This window comes from Brevibacillus reuszeri (assembly GCF_002897295.1).
Lineage (GTDB): Bacteria > Bacillota > Bacilli > Brevibacillales > Brevibacillaceae > Brevibacillus > Brevibacillus reuszeri_A.
In genome coordinates this window covers 148,545-165,661 of sequence record NZ_BEXF01000007.1, presented here as the reverse complement: position 1 = coordinate 165,661, position 17,117 = coordinate 148,545, and the positions used below count along the sequence as shown (strand labels likewise).

General features: G+C 45.1%; 17 protein-coding genes. 10 read left to right on the top strand and 7 right to left on the bottom strand.

Going from position 1 to position 17,117, the window contains the following annotated elements; translation table 11 throughout:
- Positions 1–66 precede the first annotated feature (66 nt).
- From C3B52_RS13600 to C3B52_RS13590, 3 genes are all read left to right on the top strand, one after another.
- Complete coding sequence (locus C3B52_RS13600; RefSeq protein ID WP_103106627.1) at positions 67–1,296, top strand: MFS transporter; 1,230 nt, start codon at positions 67–69, stop codon at positions 1,294–1,296.
- 75 nt (positions 1,297–1,371) lie between these two features.
- Entirely contained in the window at positions 1,372–1,863 is a 492-nt protein-coding gene (locus tag C3B52_RS13595; protein ID WP_103106626.1) for a GbsR/MarR family transcriptional regulator, read from the top strand.
- 39 nt (positions 1,864–1,902) lie between these two features.
- Complete coding sequence (locus tag C3B52_RS13590; protein ID WP_103106625.1) at positions 1,903–3,285, top strand: M14 family zinc carboxypeptidase; 1,383 nt, start codon at positions 1,903–1,905, stop codon at positions 3,283–3,285.
- 145 nt (positions 3,286–3,430) lie between these two features.
- Here the strand turns inward: C3B52_RS13590 and C3B52_RS13585 are convergent, their stop codons facing one another.
- Positions 3,431–4,285 carry an alpha/beta fold hydrolase gene (locus C3B52_RS13585; protein ID WP_103106624.1) on the bottom strand — a complete coding sequence of 285 codons (855 nt, stop codon included), beginning with the start codon at positions 4,283–4,285 and terminating at the stop codon, positions 3,431–3,433.
- Between the two features lie 337 nt (positions 4,286–4,622).
- Here C3B52_RS13585 and rbsK point away from each other — a divergent pair, with 337 nt between their 5' ends.
- Entirely contained in the window at positions 4,623–5,525 is a 903-nt protein-coding gene (gene rbsK, locus C3B52_RS13580) for a ribokinase (RefSeq protein WP_103106623.1), read from the top strand.
- 91 nt (positions 5,526–5,616) lie between these two features.
- On the opposite strand, the gene C3B52_RS13575 is transcribed toward rbsK, so the two are convergent.
- Positions 5,617–6,162, bottom strand: coding sequence for a PadR family transcriptional regulator (locus C3B52_RS13575; RefSeq protein WP_103106622.1), 546 nt, complete (start codon positions 6,160–6,162; stop codon positions 5,617–5,619).
- Positions 6,163–6,421: 259 nt separating this feature from the next.
- Between C3B52_RS13575 and C3B52_RS13570 the strand changes: the two genes are divergently transcribed.
- The gene (locus tag C3B52_RS13570; protein WP_103106752.1) at positions 6,422–8,563 is read left to right on the top strand and encodes an ATP-dependent Clp protease ATP-binding subunit; all 2,142 of its coding nucleotides are present in this window, start codon (positions 6,422–6,424) and stop codon (positions 8,561–8,563) included.
- A gap of 8 nt (positions 8,564–8,571) precedes the next feature.
- On the opposite strand, the gene C3B52_RS38195 is transcribed toward C3B52_RS13570, so the two are convergent.
- The 3 genes from C3B52_RS38195 to C3B52_RS13555 are packed head-to-tail and all read right to left on the bottom strand — an operon-like array spanning position 8,572 to position 10,082.
- Positions 8,572–9,045, bottom strand: coding sequence for a CBO0543 family protein (locus C3B52_RS38195; protein WP_103106621.1), 474 nt, complete (start codon positions 9,043–9,045; stop codon positions 8,572–8,574).
- 32 nt (positions 9,046–9,077) lie between these two features.
- The gene (locus tag C3B52_RS13560) at positions 9,078–9,506 is read right to left on the bottom strand and encodes a DUF2243 domain-containing protein (RefSeq protein WP_373419725.1); all 429 of its coding nucleotides are present in this window, start codon (positions 9,504–9,506) and stop codon (positions 9,078–9,080) included.
- Between the two features lie 30 nt (positions 9,507–9,536).
- The gene (locus C3B52_RS13555) at positions 9,537–10,082 is read right to left on the bottom strand and encodes a GNAT family N-acetyltransferase (RefSeq protein ID WP_103106619.1); all 546 of its coding nucleotides are present in this window, start codon (positions 10,080–10,082) and stop codon (positions 9,537–9,539) included.
- Between the two features lie 190 nt (positions 10,083–10,272).
- Here C3B52_RS13555 and C3B52_RS13550 point away from each other — a divergent pair, with 190 nt between their 5' ends.
- The 4 genes from C3B52_RS13550 to C3B52_RS13535 all read left to right on the top strand — a co-directional run bounded on the left by C3B52_RS13550 (position 10,273) and on the right by C3B52_RS13535 (position 13,247).
- Positions 10,273–11,127, top strand: coding sequence for a manganese catalase family protein (locus C3B52_RS13550; protein ID WP_103106618.1), 855 nt, complete (start codon positions 10,273–10,275; stop codon positions 11,125–11,127).
- A 170-nt stretch (positions 11,128–11,297) separates the two neighbouring features.
- On the top strand, positions 11,298–11,765 hold the full coding sequence (locus tag C3B52_RS13545) for a GNAT family N-acetyltransferase (RefSeq protein WP_201264885.1): 468 nt from the start codon (positions 11,298–11,300) through the stop codon (positions 11,763–11,765).
- 9 nt (positions 11,766–11,774) lie between these two features.
- Positions 11,775–12,680 (top strand): hypothetical protein, encoded by a 906-nt coding sequence (locus C3B52_RS13540; protein WP_103106616.1) that lies wholly within the window; start codon positions 11,775–11,777, stop codon positions 12,678–12,680.
- Between the two features lie 84 nt (positions 12,681–12,764).
- Positions 12,765–13,247, top strand: coding sequence for an HPP family protein (locus tag C3B52_RS13535; RefSeq protein WP_103106615.1), 483 nt, complete (start codon positions 12,765–12,767; stop codon positions 13,245–13,247).
- Between the two features lie 58 nt (positions 13,248–13,305).
- Here C3B52_RS13535 and C3B52_RS13530 read toward each other — a convergent pair whose 3' ends face one another.
- Positions 13,306–14,499 (bottom strand): multidrug effflux MFS transporter, encoded by a 1,194-nt coding sequence (locus C3B52_RS13530; protein WP_103106614.1) that lies wholly within the window; start codon positions 14,497–14,499, stop codon positions 13,306–13,308.
- A gap of 159 nt (positions 14,500–14,658) precedes the next feature.
- Positions 14,659–16,008: an aminotransferase-like domain-containing protein gene (locus C3B52_RS13525; protein ID WP_103106613.1), complete on the bottom strand. Its 1,350-nt coding sequence runs from the start codon at positions 16,006–16,008 to the stop codon at positions 14,659–14,661.
- A 131-nt stretch (positions 16,009–16,139) separates the two neighbouring features.
- On the opposite strand from C3B52_RS13525, the gene C3B52_RS13520 reads away from it, so the two are divergent.
- Entirely contained in the window at positions 16,140–17,084 is a 945-nt protein-coding gene (locus tag C3B52_RS13520) for a DMT family transporter (protein WP_103106612.1), read from the top strand.
- Positions 17,085–17,117: the final 33 nt, after the last annotated feature.

Sequence of the window (17,117 nt, the reverse complement as noted above, 5' to 3'; positions counted from 1 at the left end):
GAAGTTGTATGAAATTGTAAGAAATGCGAAATGGTTGTACAACACCTGTAAAGTGAGGAATACGCCGTGAAAACGTCTACGCCAATCAGTGCCATTATCTTATTTTTTTCGGTGTTCGTATCGGTCATTGGTACCTTCGTAATTATTATGGCACTACCACTAATCGCAGAGGAACTTCAACTAAACGCTGTGGAGCAGGGAACAATTGTAAGCGCATACTTCCTTGGTAGTGCTATCTTTACTATCCCTGGCGGCATGATAGCTGATAAGGTAGGTTCAAAGCGTATCATTACAATTGGATTAGTTTTGTGGGCTATACTAACTGCATTCACTGGAATGGTAACTGGGTTAGCCATTCTGCTCGGCATACGGTGTTTGCTTGGGATTATTGAAGCCCCTTTAGCTCCGGCTACCATGAAAGCTATTGCGGAACGAACCTCAGTAGAAGTTCGTACGACAACAAATGCTTTTGTCTTTTCAGCTGAATTGTTCGGTGGAGCGATCGCTCCGATAATTGTCGGTTCGATGATAGCTATGATGGGTTGGAACAAGACCTCCTACGTAGCTGCTGGTTTTGGTCTAATCTTGGCACTAATCATCTCATTTTTCTTGCCTCGACCTCTGCATACAGATACATCATTGGAACCCAACATAAAAACCGCAAAAGAAAAGGGACAATTAAGTAGTGCAGGTACGGAAATGAGAATGGTTGATGTCCTACGCAATACGTTCATATGGAAATTAACAGGGATCATGTTTGGACTTAATATCGTAAATATTGGAGTTTTCACTTGGATACCTACTTTCTTATCAACAGAGAAAGGTCTCGAGTTAACTGAGGTGGGTATGGCTACGTCGTTGCCACTTTTGATTGGGGCAATCGGCAGCCTTTTGGGCGGACGGTTATTTGATCGTTACTTTAGCAAGAAATTTCGCAGTATGGTAGTACCTTCTTTGCTTGTTTCAGCCATTTTTCTTTCGTTGATGCTAACGTCATCGACTGTACCACAATTCGTTTTTTACGAATCGGTTGCCCTTTTTTTCCTCTCCCTTACTACACAACCAGTAATCGGACTAACGATGCGAGTTATTCCCCCGAATGTTTTGGGGATCGGAACCGGTGTGCTTTTATTTGGAGGAAAATTAGCCAATATGCTAACACCGATCGCTATGGGGTGGATTATCAATACGTTTTCTTTTCAATTCGGATTTGGTTTTCTGGTTTTAGGTGCGATGCTGGCGGTAATCATTTCGTTGTGGGTTAGGGAAAGACCAAACGAGATTGAACGCGGATAGAAAATCACCAAACTTTAAGTGAATATCGTAGCGCAAACATACAACTTGCTAAATAATTGAAGGAAGACATGGTTAATGGAAGGAGCATCAACATTGAGTAATATTACCCCCGAAGTTCTCACATTTATTGAAGAAATCGGTTTAGACTATGAGCGCCAACATCTGCCAAGAGTCGCTGGGCGCATTATGGGACTTCTCATGGTAACAAACGGTCCGTTGTCTTCTCAACAAATATCGTCGACACTTCAAATAAGCCTTGGAGCGGTTTCTACTAATGTAAACTTGCTAATTCAGATTGGGATTGTAGAAAAAAAGACGCTTATTGGTGATCGTATGAATTATTACATCCTGGCTTCCGATTCCCTTGAAAAAGACGTGAGCCATTTGTTAATGGAGATAATTTCGAGACAAGCAATATTCAAAAAATATCAGCACTTAGTTAAAGATGATGAGATCGTTTACCAAAGATTCAAAGAATCTATTGAAGCAGCGGATTTTTTCATAGAAAAATATGAGCAATTTTTATCAGACGTGCGTTCTAAAAAAAGTGAAACCAGAACGGAATAAGAATAATATGCAATTGGTTAAGTAGAGGAGGATTTTTAAATGAACATTAGTAAGATTGTCGAAAATGTCCCCAATTACGAAACCTTTCTGACGGTTGATGAACTGGATGCGAGTACGCGGCAGCTGGCGAGTGAATACCCGGATGTTGTGACACTTTTTGAAGCTGGAAAGTCCAGAGCTGGTCACCCGATCCTGGGGCTGAAAATAGGAGAAGGGGTGAAAAATGCGCTTCTCTTTGCCCTACCACATCCAAATGAGCCTATCGGAGCGATGACACTGGAATACTTGTCGAGGGCTTTGGCTGAGGATGAAGAATTTCGTAAAGAATCCGGCTATACCTGGTACATGATCAAATGTGCAGATCCAGATGGGACCAAGTTGAATGAGGGCTGGTTTAAAGGACCTTACAATATTTACACCTACGTCAAAAATTTCTATCGACCGGGTAGTGCCGAGCAGGTGGAATGGACATTCCCGATCAACTACAAAAACTTACATTACAACGACCCAATGCCGGAAACACAGGCGATCATGAAAGTCATCGATGAGACGAAGCCAGAGTTTCTTTATTCGTTGCACAACGCAGGCTTCGGTGGCGCCTATTGGTACATTACCCATGAGTACGAGGATATTTACGAGGAGCTGCGTGCAACGGCAATCAAGCATGGTGTGGCGTTGAACTTGGGGGAGCCGGAATCCCCTTCTTGCACGAAATTATCCGAAGCGATTTATAAAATGATCGGGGCTGCAGAAGAGTACGACTATTTGGAGAAATATTCGGATGTGGCACCAGAGTCGCTCATCCCATGCGGGACCAGCAGCGCAGACTACGCACTTGAGAAAAACGACTGTGTGACGCTATTGACGGAGCTGCCGTATTTCTTCGATGCACGGGTCCAGGATATGAGTGACAGTACAATCACGAGACGTGAAGCAATCGGGAAAAACATCGAGATCAATCAAAAGCACTATGCCAAAATAGACGAATTCTTATCGGGCATTCGGAAGTACATCGTGCCTGAAAATCCGTTTGTCATTCTGGTAGAACAGATGATTAGATACGGGAAATCGTCAGACGATGCAAAAAGAAAATGGGCGGAAGCACCGGAATTCGAGCTTCCTGCGAAGGTTTCAGAAGTATTGGACAATACTGTCATCGCAAGGTTCTACAACAGCCTATTGGCTGGGCTGATCGCTCGTGGGGCAGAGTACGAGATGGAGCGGTTGAAAAAGGAAGACAAGGCCGATGAGCAAGCGCTGATTGATTTAGAGGACGCGCGAAGCCGGGCAGCGGAGTATTTAAAAGAAAGCTGTAGAAAGCTGGAGGAAGAACTCGATTACACGGTCGTTCCTATTCAAAAGCTGGTGCAGATTCAAGTCGAGAGCGGTTTGATCGTATCCTCGCGTAGATTGCGGGATTGAACGATCGATTATGGGTACAAACAGGATGCAAAGAACCCTGATGGATCAAAAAATTATTGTGATCACAAAAGAGAGAAGCCGGCTGCAGATCGCAGTCGGCTTCGTTTTTTTAAACAGAGCACGCAAGGCTTCGGAGATTTGCTAATTACGAATGAAGCGTATGTGTGTAGATCGCAGCAATCATCTGATCCCAATCATCACTGTGGATTTCATGTCCTGTCCCTTCAAGAGTAAGCAGGGTGGCATGTGGTATCTCCTCTGCCAGCGCAAGGCCATGTGCATAAGGAAGCACCTGATCATCTGTTCCGTGAATTACAAGTGTCGGAACGAGAATTTCATTTATTTTGTCTTCATAGAAATCATCGCCAGTGAGCAGAGCGTGATTGAACATGCTGAGCAATTGGTTGGCTCGCTTGATTTCTGTTGTGACCTGCTTGTATACACGCTCTTCATCAAATTTTCGTTTGGAGCCGCAGAGCAAGCGAGAGCCTTCCACCATGTAGCTGGCAACTGCGTCATGGTCGGACCAATCCAGCGTGCCAGCTTTCGCATGGAAAGCAAGGATTCTTTCGTCCATCGGAGGGAGATTCCGTGTGTTGTCTTCGGAGCCGAAAAAGCTTGAAGCAATCAAGGTCATCGTCAGCATTCTTTGCGGGTACTTGATCGCAATCACTTGTGCAATCATTCCGCCGAGCGACATCCCAACAATGTGAGCCTTTGCAATACCATAAGCATCGAGTAAGCCGACAGCATCATTAGCCATATCTGCCACGGTATAGTTAGAGGTCCCTGGCTCGTAAGTTACAGAGCGGCCAACATCTCGATTATCAAAGCGAATAACATATTTGCCCGTGTCCGCCAGACGTTGGCAAAACTCTTCATCCCAATAAACCATAGAGCACGTAGCCCCCATGATCAGTAAGACTGCCGGATCGGCTGGGCTCCCAAAAGCTTCGCTGCAAATATCAATTCCATTAATGTTCTGGATCTGTTCTCTCATCATGATCTCCTCGTTTCATTCGGTTTGCGTGATACAAAAGAGCACATTCAAATAAACCCACTCATTTCAATGAAAAAAAGTGAGCAATACTGAAAAGTACCTTCGATTATCGCAAGCGAATGAACTTGATAATCATGGCGAGCAGCTCCTTCCAACATGTATAGGAGGGATGGTCCCTCATCTCGAATTATAACACAGGAGGATCGCATAACGGTTTATTGAAAGAGACAACTGTCGATGTTATCATTAACGATTGGGCACAGTACCACAGAACTGACTGAAATCAATAATGATGTACGTGTATAGAGAAGAGAAAGACAAGGGAGGCAGCCTAACAGTGAAAATCGTAGTAGTCGGAAGCATCAACATGGATCTCGTCACCCATGTGCATCATCTGCCAAAAGCAGGCGAGACGATATCGAGCCATTCCTTTCAACTGATTCCGGGGGGAAAGGGAGCGAATCAGGCGGTTGCCGCAGCGCGTTTAGGCGCACATGTTTCTATGGTAGGCATGGTCGGCGCAGACGAGAATGGATCGATTTTACTTTCTGGCATGTCGGATTCCAAGGTTCATGTAGAAGGAGTGTCACGAGTAGGGACCACGGGCATGGCCTTTATCAATGTCAGCGATGACGGCGAAAATAACATCGTGCTTGTACCCGGCTCAAATGCGCTGGTAAGTGTGGAGCATATGGAGCAAAACATCGCGCTCTTGGAGCAAAGCGACGTGATTTTGCTTCAGCTGGAAATCCCGCTTGCTGTTGTTTTGCATGTAGCCAAGCGCGCCACTGAAATGGGCAAGCTCGTCATTTTAAATCCGGCTCCAGCATGCGAGCTGCCGGGTGAGCTATTGAGTGCCGTTCATACAGTTACGCCAAATGAAACAGAGCTGGAGATTTTAACTGGAATGCCAGTAACTACGTTGGAGGAAGTACAGGCAGCAGCTCGCAAGCTTCTGGAGAGCGGTCCGAAACGGGCAATCGTGACGATGGGGGAAAAGGGGGCGTTGCTTGTGACGGCAGACAAGGCTGCGCACATTCCTGCTTACCCTGTGGAGCCGGTGGATACCACCGCAGCAGGCGATTCCTTTACAGCTGCATTTGCTGTCGGCATTACCAAAGGAATGTCCGAAGAGGAAGCAGCGAGCTTCGCCAGCAAAGTGGCAGCATTGGTCGTAACAAAGAAAGGCGCACAACCCTCTCTTCCTACGATAGAAGAAGTAGAAGCACATTCTTTCTAAAACAAAGCCTTACAGCAGCATAGCAATAGCAAAACGAGTCCAGGAGAAAGGTTCCGGGACTCGTTTTTTTTGTCGTGTATAAACAACATATTTATTTCGAGCGTTTCTTCAGTAAATCCATTACCCATTCACACCAGCTAATATCGTCCTTCATCCGGCGAGCACCCCAGGAAAGCAGAATGTAATCACCAAAGGAAGGATGGTCCGGATGATCGGGGACACCTTCACAGTCTGTTGAGAGTTCCTTTATGTAATCCTCATACATTTGGAGTTGTTCTTTGCAATGGTCCATGCGCTCTGTGAAGATCGCATTCGCCATTTTTTCGTCGGCGAGCCACATACAGTATGCTTTTAACACGAGCTCATCACGCACCACCGGCTCTGCTGCTGGTTGACCAAGCCATAGCTTTAAAGCAATCTGTCCTTTCTCGGTGATGGAGTATACCTTCTTGTCTGGCCGATCCGTTTGATGGACACGGGTGAACTCCAGATAGCCTTCTTGTTCGAGCTTGGCCAAAAGCGGATAAATCTGACTGTGCTTGGCCTGCCAAAAGGGCTGTAGCTGGAGCATCAAATCGTAGCCAGAGCTTGGCGTTCGGGCAACCAGCCCTAGGAGTCCATATGCAAGTGTGTTCAAGTGAAGAGCCCCCTGACATTTATCTATCTCATGATCATTATAGGAAGGGATTCATAGTGAGGCAATAGCGTAAAGTCCTACGTAAATAGGTTTTCCGAAAGGATTTTTTTGATTCCAAACAAATCCTCTTGAAAGTCAAAGAAGGTCAAATTATAATGAAATCAGCGAAGGTCAGAAATGGTCAAATGAAGTTGAACCTTTCGCTTAACCAATAGAAAGTATCTATTTTAAAGAAAGAACATGTAGGGGGTAATGAATGATGCAATGTGAAATCTGCAAACAACGCCAGGCAACAGTCTCGGTTCATATAAAGCTGCAAAATCAGCAACAGAAGTACAATCTGTGTAGTGAATGCAATGCCAAGCTAAGCAACAAAATGGGGATCGGTATGGGCTTCAGTCCATTTTCATCCTTCTCCGGCTTGGACGAATTCTTTCAAAACTTCGCGAAATCTGCATCGGCTCAAGGCAATTCCGGTTTTCAGCCACAATCAGAGGCGCAATCGCCTGACCGTGGTGGCATCCTGGATGACTTGGGCCGGAATCTAAACGATGCAGCCCGAGCTGGGTTGATTGATCCCGTCATTGGGCGCGAACAAGAAATCGAACGAGTGATTGAAATTTTGAACCGCCGCAATAAAAATAATCCGGTTCTAATCGGTGAGCCAGGGGTCGGAAAGACTGCGATCGCCGAAGGATTGGCCTTGCGCATTACGGAAGGACAAGTTCCTGCCAAGCTGAAAAACAAGCAGGTCTACATTCTCGATGTCGCTTCACTTGTGGCTGGCACCGGCATTCGCGGACAATTCGAAGAGAAAGTGAAGCAAGTCATTGCTGAGCTGCAAAAGCGCAAAAACGTGATTCTGTTCGTCGATGAGATTCATCTCCTCGTTGGTGCAGGATCAGCAGAGGGCTCCATGGATGCAGGGAACATTTTGAAACCGGCTTTGGCTCGTGGCGAGCTGCAACTGATTGGTGCTACGACATTAAAAGAGTACCGTGTAATTGAAAAAGACGCAGCGCTGGAACGCAGATTACAGCCAGTGATGGTAAAAGAGCCAAGTGTAGAAGCGGCGATCGAGATTTTAAAAGGACTGCGTCCGAAATATGAAGCCTTTCATAATGTCTCCTATTCGGATGATGTGATTCGTGCATGTGTAGAGTATTCCCATCGTTACATCCAGGATCGTTTTCTCCCAGATAAGGCGATTGACCTGATGGATGAGGCTGGCTCCCGCTTGAATCTGCGTTCTTCCACACAGGATACGACAGAGCTGCATGAGCGTCTGCAACAAATCGCAAAAGAGAAAAACGAGGCTACGCATCAGGAAGAGTACGAACGTGCAGCCCGTCTGCGCGATGAAGAAGCTGGTCTTCTCGAAAAAATGGATCAGCTGGACAAAGCTGAGCAGCGCTCTACTGTTGAAGTAGCAGACATTCAGGAAATGATTGAGCAGAAGACAGGCATTCCTGTTCGCAAGCTGCAAAGCGATGAGCAGGCGAAAATGAAAAATCTGGCGGCTCATCTGGAAACCAAGGTCATCGGTCAGTCTGAAGCGGTAACGTCCGTAGCCAAAGCGATTCGTCGCAGCCGCGCCGGGCTGAAGCCAAAAAACAGACCAATTGCGTCCTTTCTGTTCGTTGGTCCTACGGGAGTCGGGAAAACCGAATTGTCGAAAGCATTGGCAGAAGAGCTGTTTGGCACACCCGATTCCATGATTCGCTTGGATATGAGCGAGTACATGGAGAAGCATTCGGTATCCAAGCTGATCGGTTCGCCTCCGGGTTATGTTGGACATGAAGAAGCTGGCCAGCTGACCGAGCGTGTGCGTAGAAATCCTTACAGCATTATTTTGCTGGACGAAATTGAAAAAGCTCATCCAGACGTTCAGCACATGTTCCTGCAAATTTTAGAGGATGGTCGTTTAACTGACAGCCAGGGACGCACAGTAAGCTTCAAGGAAACGGTCATTATCGCTACCAGCAACGCAGGTGTGAGTGAACGCAAAATCGAGGTTGGCTTTGGAGCAAAAACACCAAAGGTCGCAACTGTACTGGAATCACTCGCCGGATTCTTTAAACCAGAGTTTTTGAATCGCTTTGACTCAATTATTTCCTTTACCCATTTGGAAAAAGCGGATTTGGTCAAAATCGTTGACCTCTTGCTGCAGGATGTGAAGGCAAGTCTTCACGAGCAAGGCATGGAAATGAGCATTACCGATGCGGCGAAGGAAAAGCTGGTTGAGCTGGGCTACAACCCATCCTTTGGTGCACGTCCGCTGCGTCGGGTGATTCAGCAATACGTGGAGGATGGCGTTGCAGATCTGGTGATTGATGAAGAAAATGTGAGCGCGATTGTAATTGAGGTAGAGAATGATACCATTCGCGTGAAGAAAGCATAAGGATTCGCCTACGGGCGAGTCCATTTTTCATTATCAAACACGTTCTTTTTTCTCAAGAGACAAAAATAATAGTAGGTGATCAGGCCTGGGATCAAATAAGAAAGAAAGGTACCTGCAAAGTTCCAATCGTTAGAATAGAGTACTTTTCCGTAAAAATAAGCGGTCAATTCTAAGATCGTTTGGCCTGTAGAAAACAGCAAGATCCAAAGGAATGGATGGAATCTGGATTTTTGTATGAAGTAGCAAGTGAAGCATGAAATGATAGGAAATAGCCCGATATCCATCGGGATGGTTGAAGTTGTTTTAATCTTTAGGATAGGGGTTAATATCCACAACCCATTATATATTCCCCAATGATTTACTAAAAACGAGATTACGGAAGAAAAAGGGGCCATCGTTAGAACCAATTTGGGGTTTACGGTATATAGCCATAGACCAAATATCCAAGGGATGACAAATCCTAGCAAAATATTATTTAACATTTAAGATCTCCAGCAACTGTAATAATTGCTATTCATGGACTCGGTACAATTGTTTTTGCTCGTCTAACAAGTAACCAACCGATAATGATAAGAACAAGAGCAAATCCATCATAGAAAACATCATATAAGAGCTGTCCTGGCCCCGGCTTTACGTGATGAATTTGCAATACATGGTGGTTTACTATGCCTTCAATCAAGTTAAATGTACCTGCTCCAAGGAAAAAGCTGCCCCAAAAATATTTGGAGGTCCCAATTGAGTCACCTCTCCATAGGAGAATGCCTGAAATAAATATGATAACCGTTACGAATAAATGAAAAAAGCCATCGCTCATAATTTGATGAAATCGGTCTGCATGCATGTTCACACTGTGCCACTGCAAAATTTGGTGGAAGACAATCCCATCGAGCATTCCAATCATGCCAATACCAAAAAGGAATGCACCAATCAGTGTTTTTCTCAAGATGCAGACCTCCTTCAACATCTCTGAAAATCAGTGCTTCAAATGTAGTACTTCATCAGGATCGGCGACCATTCGACCATAGTACTGTTTAGAGCGAAAATTGTGGATTTCTTGACATGCTTTTATCATCTTTTTTAATATCATTTCTTGCGGTACTTTATGATGATCAGGACTCCAGTAATAAATCTTCATTTCATATTCCTCACCATTCTCATCTGACCACCGATATTGAATCCTGTCAGCTTTTACAAACCCATTTTTCCGATAAAAATGGACTCGCTTCACTGTATCTTCATCTTCATGATCAATCGGTTCGACCTCAAGTAGAATATCTTTTCCTTTGGCTTTGAGCTTATTTATGATGCTGGTTCCAATTCCTTGTCCTCTCGTGGAAGGATCAATCAAGAGATAATCAATGAAAATAAACGTTGGAAACTCTGCGTATAGCAAAAGAAATTGATCGGTTTCAATTTTGTGATAAATATCCTTTTTTTCATTGATTAACGCTTGTATCTGACCGATATTTTTCATTTCATGTTCTGGAAAGTATTCAGTTAGCCGGTCATACCATTCCATGAGCATTCCTCCGCGCTCGTAATGAGAAGCACCATGAGTCATTTATTCTACAGACGATATTGTTTACAAAAATGGGAGTTATTAATGACGGTAAATTTAAGCATAGATGATACTACTCTGCTTCCGAATAAATTTTATCCATCGTAATCACACTAAGCTGAATTGCGACTTTGAAGGGGGTAGCTCAGAGGTGTATTTTTATAAAGAAGATTTAATTAACATGATTGTTCCAGATCAGCCGGACCCTGCTGCAGCAAAAGTCATTCAGGAAATTCTGGGCGGTCGTTTTGGTGAAATGCGTACGATGATGCAGTATTTCTTTCAAAGCAATAATTTTCGAGGCAAAGCCACACAGTACCGTGATTTGCTGAGGGGAGTTTTTCTAGAGGAGATAGCACATGTGGAACTCGTCCAACATACCATTAATCAATTGCTCACAGGTAGTGGAGTAGACCAGCCGGGGAATGCGGGGGTTGACGGAGCACCGCTTGACGAAGCAGTTAAACATGCAAATCCGCACCATTTTATCGTTGGTGCTCAAAGCTCATTGCCCGTTGATGCAGCTGGAAATCCATGGATGGGGAACTACGTGTATAATCATGGGAACTTGATCAGTGACCTTCTAGATAACTTAGTCCTTGAATCTACAGGGGTTCTTCAAAAATCGCGGATTTATGAGATGAGTTCAAACAAGACATTCCGCGAAACATTGGCGTTCCTGATCGTACGTGATAACGCGCATCAGAATGCTTTTGCCAAGGCACTTGAGACGTTAGGGGTTGAGTGGGGGAAATTGTTCCCTGTACCCAATTACGATATAAACAAGTATCCAGAATGTCGTAAATATGTAGATATGGGCTTTCATAATGCCCAGTTTAATTTCCGTTTGGATAGCACAAGGATTGGGGAAGTGTTTAACGGACCATCACCGAGCCGAAATGGGGGTAGCCTGGAAGTCACTCCACCACCTGAAGGATTCCCAGTCCCACTTATGCCAGAATTACCGAATGAGCATAGCCCGGGGTTACACGACTTACATACATAAAACTTTTCCTCCCAATAAAGGTACCTCTGGGAAGCGGACTGCCGAGTAAAATGAACACCCCGTGATTGTTAGACTACGCTAACGTTACGGGGTATTTTATGTTCGAGCAGGAAATTTTAACGATATTTAGAAAATAGTAGGGAAGAATAGATCGAATCGGGGGTGTTTGTTTGTTTCGAATAGGGAGAGTAACGGAAGAGTCCCAATACGCAAAGGTACGAGAGCTTTTCACTGAATATGTCGATTCGCTAGGCATTGACTTAAGCTTTCAAAATATTACGATAGAGCTGCAAAGCTTGCCGGGGGAGTACGCCCCACCGGAAGGCTGTATATTGCTCGCGATGTACGAAGAGCAGGTAGCAGGGTGTGTCGCGTTGCGGAAAATCGAAGAAGACGTATGTGAAATGAAGCGACTATATGTGAAGCCAGATTTTAAAGGAAAAGGAATCGGCAAAAGGCTGGCTTCCTCGATTATTGGGGAAGCAAAGAATCGAGGCTACCGCTATATCAGATTAGATACGCTTCCGACAATGGAACAGGCCATTTCTCTTTACAGTTCACTAGGGTTTTATGAAATTGAGCCATATCGTTTTAATCCCATCGTAGGAACCAAATATTTGGAGTTAAAATTAAAATAGGTGATGGGAATGGAGCAGCTATTTGTCATTATATTGACTGGATTGGTCATCGTGGCGTTCGTCCTTATTTACAGAAATCGAGAAGAGGCTGAAGCGAATCTCGGCTATAAAATTGTTGGTTACTACCTCTTGGGGGCTTTTACTTTTCGCTTTAACGAATATGCGCTGCCTGTAGGCTTCGTTGTTTTTCTTCTGTTTTTTCGCCCAGCGAAGAACGTCAAAGCAAAACAGCACTCTGCTTATCTCGGTCTGGCATTTTACCTGTTACAGTTGATCGTTCCATACGTGGAAGAGTACATCTACGAATATCCGCGCGAGGTAGCAGCCTCCAGCTCGAATATTTACGAGGTTCAATTTACAAACGATTGGACGGTGATCAAGGATCATATGCAAATCGATCCGAATGCTCACCTGGAAAACTTTCATGCACAGTATCAAAAGGATGGGGAGATTGAAAGACTGTCGTACAATGTAGTCAGCCGATCGGGGGAAGGATTCATTCTTTATGATATTGATTACTTAGCAAAGACGAAAGAATATTCGATTCAACGTACAAAAGTGGGCGAACAGTGGGGGCAATTCGATCGTACTGTCTTTGCGTCGAGGTTTTTTGAGGTGTTGGATCAAGCCCAGATCAGGCAATTGTCTGCAACGAATGGAGGCGAAGAGAATTACTTGATCAGTGATGGAGAAATGAACTCCTATGCCGTAAAAAAATCAAACAAATATAGAATTCAGGAAGAGGAAATAATCGAGATTACAAACGATGAACTCCCCATTAAAGGATACTACATCACTACCTGTAAAAGACCGCAGCTGCTGGAAGAGACTGTGACATCCTCTGGCTCCGCGAGATCACATAGTTGTGAGCAGCAAGTGGATTATTTTTTTGACCTACAAAAAGAAGATCATTGACAGCCCGGGTAAACCTGATAAAATGTAGCAGGTGTGTAGCATGCTGCATCAAATTTCCGTTTTATTGGGGTTGAAAGATTTAGAATGAATATAAAAATAGTAGTTATTTGTACATATATCGCTTTTATCTATTGGCTTTCCTTGCATGTTCCTTTTCTGGATACACTCTTTTTCCCTACGGTAGGAGCATTTAGCTTTTTATTCATCACACGTTCCTTCCGTTTTTCGGAGATTGGTAAAATTACAGTAGGTGCGTCTGTTTCATGTGTGCTCGGGACCCTGCTTTTCTCGATGTACCCTAGCTCGATTTCGTTGTTTGTCAATGTACTCTTAACGATTTGGATGATTAAAAAATTCAAATGGAATGCGCCACCGATTGTGGCAGTCTCACTCATTCCGTTTTTCTCGCACTCCACTCATCTCTGGTTCATACCGGTATCCGTGTGCGCGGTGCTACTCGGCCTCATGCTATTTTTATATGTAGCCGAGCGTCTCGAAAAGATTTGGGCGGAGTCTGGAATCGCTAAATTTGGAATGAATCTGTTAACGGGCTCAAAAGCTGAATAAAGGCAGCGGCAGTCTTGGACTTTGTTTCTTGTCCGAAACTACCACTGCCTTTTTTGTTTTAGATCTTCGCTTCAGCCCTCATGTTCAGCCTTCTGCTGACAAGCACCATGAAAAATGCCAGCAGGAGGAAATAAAGAGGCATGGTCACTAGCGATCCATTATGCAGATAGCTCATGCCGCTGGTAATGAGGCTGACAACAATGTAGTAGCCCAAACCAAACAGAGCACCTGCTGTGCCGAGTACATCGCCATAGTGAACAAGTGCCAAGCTCAGGCAGTTTGGTATCGCAATCCCGATCCCCAGAAGAAGGATGAAGATAGAGGCAACCATAACAGCCAACGAGAGTGCGGAAGAGCTCACACCAATGAGGGTGAATCCCGTGAGACATAAAGCGCCGAGCGTTGTCACGAGAGCACCGATCAGGATGATTTTCTCTGCCGCGAAGCTGGCTAACAGTCTTTTCGATAGCATCGCACCGATCACAGATGACAATGCTACGAAAATCCCAAAAAAGCCAAATGCGCCAGGCGTCATGCCGAAAAATTCAATGAAAATAAACGGGGCTTCGGCATAATAACTGAACAGGATGCCGTTGGTTGCCCCGATCAGAAAACCAAAAGACCATACCCTCCTGTCCGCAATCAGACGCTTGGCTACAGAAGTGGTACGAATGCTTGCATTACTAGGCACTCGTGTCTCTGGCAGTGAAGTGAACGTGTACATCAATATCGCAACGCTCATTAAAACCAGGGTGAAGAACACCGCTCGAAAACCAAGTGATTGATCTACCCACCCGCCAATTAGTGGTCCGATGGCTGGAGAGAAGGCTAGCGCTGCCGATATTTGTGCAAATACTGCATGACGTTTGGCTCCATCGATACTCTCGCGCAAAATCGTTTGGGTAACGACCGAGCCGGTACTTGCGCCAAAAGCCTGGATGAAGCGGCTCAGCAATAACCATTCAATCGAGTCGGACAAATAACAACCGAGGCTGCCGAGGCCATACACGAGGATTCCCCACAGCATGGCAGAGCGTCTGCCGATGGAATCAGACAGCCGTCCCCAGCAAAAAACACCAAAGGCGAAGCCAAGGAAGTAAATACTCAGAGTCAGCTGGATCGCGTTGCCACTTGCTTGAAGATGGGTGGCGATATCCGGCAGAGATGGAGTATAGATCGTTTCACTGATTTGCGGGAAGCCCACAAGAATAATAAAGAGTAACAACGATGGTGTTGAGATTTTTCTTTCCACAATTCATTCCCCCTACAAGCTGAAAATCTCAAGCAGTGTAAGGAGAAATTACGGAATCGGGGGTTTGCATTTACATAGTCGAGTAAAGGAAAGCATACTTTTCACCTTTTTACTAATAGGGGGATTGTTTCCAACATCATAGCAATAAAATGAATTCGATCACAACCTCATTTTGCAAAGGACAGCTACAAGCCCCTGTACGCCTTCAGGAATGTCCTCTTCTTTGGCATTGGAGACGTTGAGCTTGAGAATGTTTTCGCGAGGGAAATCGGGCAAATAATGATGGTCCGCACTCTCCAGCAGGATGGATCGCTTTTTGAGCTGCTGGATCAGACGCGGTACAGATACACGGTCGTCCAGCACAATGTGCGTGTGTATCCCTGGATATTTGGGAGGCTGGTATGCATACAGCCCACGGGCATTCTCTGCATGCTCGACGAGCGCTGCATTTAGCGTAATGGACCTTTTTCGGTAGGATTCTCGAATCTTTTGTTTATGCCGTTCAAACATACCGCTTTTTAAATAAATTTCCAGTGCTGCCTGAGAAAGCATTGAGCTGTCGATGTCTTGAAGACGCTTGTGGAGAGTAAATGCATCTGCAAGAGCGTCCGGGATGACGGCGATGCCTAGGCGCAGTCCAGGAAAAATGATCTTGGAATAGCTTTTTAAATAGATGGTGTGAGCGGAGCGGTCGTACGAAAATAAAGGATCGGCCTTGCTGTCGTGTTCGAGATCAGCCATATTGTCATCCTCGACGATGTACACATCATACTTTTGTGCGAGCTCGGTGATTTGCAGCTTTTCCAAGCGGCTGTACGTCGTTCCCAGAGGACTGTGGAGGCGAGGCATCGTGTAGAAAAACTTGATATCCTCCGTGCGGAAAAGATGCTCCAGCTCATCCAAATCGATGCCTTGTGCGGTGCGCTTGATGCCTGCAACGGGCAGCTTGTGTGCCTGTATATAGTCGATGAACAGATGATAAGATGGCTGCTCGATTAAAATTTTCTTCTTCTGGTTTGGAAACGGAATCGTGCAAAGAACTGATAATGCTTGCTGAACGCCAGAGGTAATAAAAATGCTATGTGGATTGGGGAACACTTGGTGCTTCGCCAGTTGTTTGGCAATCACCGGGATTAGAGAAGGAAGTCCCTTTGCCGTTCCGTAGATGAACAGATCTTTTTTGTACGTTTCGATCGCTTTGTTGATACAATGCTGGAAATCCACATAAGGAAACACATCCGGGTCAGGGGCAGAGGTGGCAAGGTCGATGATACGTTCCTTTGTAGGGCACACCGCTCCTTGTTTTTTGACCACATAAAAACCGCTTTTGGGAACGGAATAGATAAGATGCCGTTTTTCCAGCTCTTCCAAAGTTCGTATGATCGTGCTTTTACTGCATTCATACCGTGTGGCCAGATCGCGGATGGAGGGCAGCTTGTCTCCCTCCTGATACGAAATGCCCTCGATCAGTGACTCCAGTTCATTTTGCAAATGCAAGTATTTATGCATAGCTTACCTCTTCTGATATATATTTTGTACCGGTACAGATCGTATATATTTGCATTGTAGCATGAGCGTGGCCCCATTACTATGAAGGTAAGAAGACGGCCGTCTGTGATACGAATGGAGAGATGAGAACCATGCAAGATAAACAAAAAGCGATAATGGCAGCTCTGCTCAATGCACTCATCATTGGACTGTCGTTTATTTTCGTCAAGATAGCACTGACTAGCGCGACTCCGACTGATACCTTGGCACATCGGTTTACCATGTCATTGGCAGCGGCAACCATTCCCGTATTATTCGGATGGGTTCGTCTGTCGATCAGGGCAAAGGATATTCTGCGTTTACTCCCGCTTGCTTCTCTTTATCCAGCGTTATTTTTCGCGCTGCAAACGTTTGGGCTTGTTTATACGTCCTCCTCGGAGGCAGGCATTATTCAAGCTACCGTTCCGATCTTTACGATGCTGATGGCAACGTATTTTTTAAAGGAATATTCGACCTGGCTGCAAAAGCTGGCAACTCTCTTGTCAGTTGTAGGTGTCATTTACATTTTTGCCATGAAGGGCATGAGCGTGGCAACAGGGAACAGCCTGGGCACGATCTTGATCCTCTTGTCCGCCCTTTCGATGGCGGGCTACAGCGTCCTGGCAAAAAAGATGACAAAGTCCTTTCATTATATAGACGTCACATATATGGTAACGATCATCGGATTTTTATCCTTTAATGCCATGGCGTTGTATAATCACATCGCCGAGGGGAGTCTCTCATCGTATTTCGCACCTTTTGCCGATACGCCATTTGTCATCTCGATCGTCTATTTAGGGGTGCTATCATCGCTGGTGACATCGCTATTAACCAATTTTGCTTTATCGAAAATGGAAGCATCACGTATGAGCGTGTTTAATAATTTATCGACCTTGGTTACGATCGTTGCGGGCGTACTGTTTTTGGGAGAAAAGCTTGCTTACTATCATCTGATCGGGGCATTGATGATTATCGTCGGGGTGGTCGGGACGAACTTCCTTGGAGCCAAATCAGCAGTGCCTAAAGTCAAAGCGAGTCCAAAATCAACATCGATGTAAAACAGAAACGAACAGGCAATGAGGTGGATGGAT

Excerpts from the sequence above, each read along its gene's own strand:
- C3B52_RS13595 (WP_103106626.1), top strand. The coding sequence starts at position 1,372 with ATGGAAGGAGCATCAACATTGAGTAATATTACCCCCGAAGTTCTCACA.
- C3B52_RS13590 (WP_103106625.1), top strand. The coding sequence starts at position 1,903 with ATGAACATTAGTAAGATTGTCGAAAATGTCCCCAATTACGAAACCTTT.
- C3B52_RS13585 (WP_103106624.1), bottom strand. The coding sequence starts at position 4,285 with ATGAGAGAACAGATCCAGAACATTAATGGAATTGATATTTGCAGCGAA.
- C3B52_RS13570 (WP_103106752.1), top strand. The coding sequence starts at position 6,422 with ATGCAATGTGAAATCTGCAAACAACGCCAGGCAACAGTCTCGGTTCAT.
- C3B52_RS38195 (WP_103106621.1), bottom strand. The coding sequence starts at position 9,045 with ATGTTAAATAATATTTTGCTAGGATTTGTCATCCCTTGGATATTTGGT.
- C3B52_RS13555 (WP_103106619.1), bottom strand. The coding sequence starts at position 10,082 with ATGGAATGGTATGACCGGCTAACTGAATACTTTCCAGAACATGAAATG.
- C3B52_RS13540 (WP_103106616.1), top strand. The coding sequence starts at position 11,775 with ATGGAGCAGCTATTTGTCATTATATTGACTGGATTGGTCATCGTGGCG.
- C3B52_RS13535 (WP_103106615.1), top strand. The coding sequence starts at position 12,765 with ATGAATATAAAAATAGTAGTTATTTGTACATATATCGCTTTTATCTAT.
- C3B52_RS13525 (WP_103106613.1), bottom strand. The coding sequence starts at position 16,008 with ATGCATAAATACTTGCATTTGCAAAATGAACTGGAGTCACTGATCGAG.
- C3B52_RS13520 (WP_103106612.1), top strand. The coding sequence starts at position 16,140 with ATGCAAGATAAACAAAAAGCGATAATGGCAGCTCTGCTCAATGCACTC.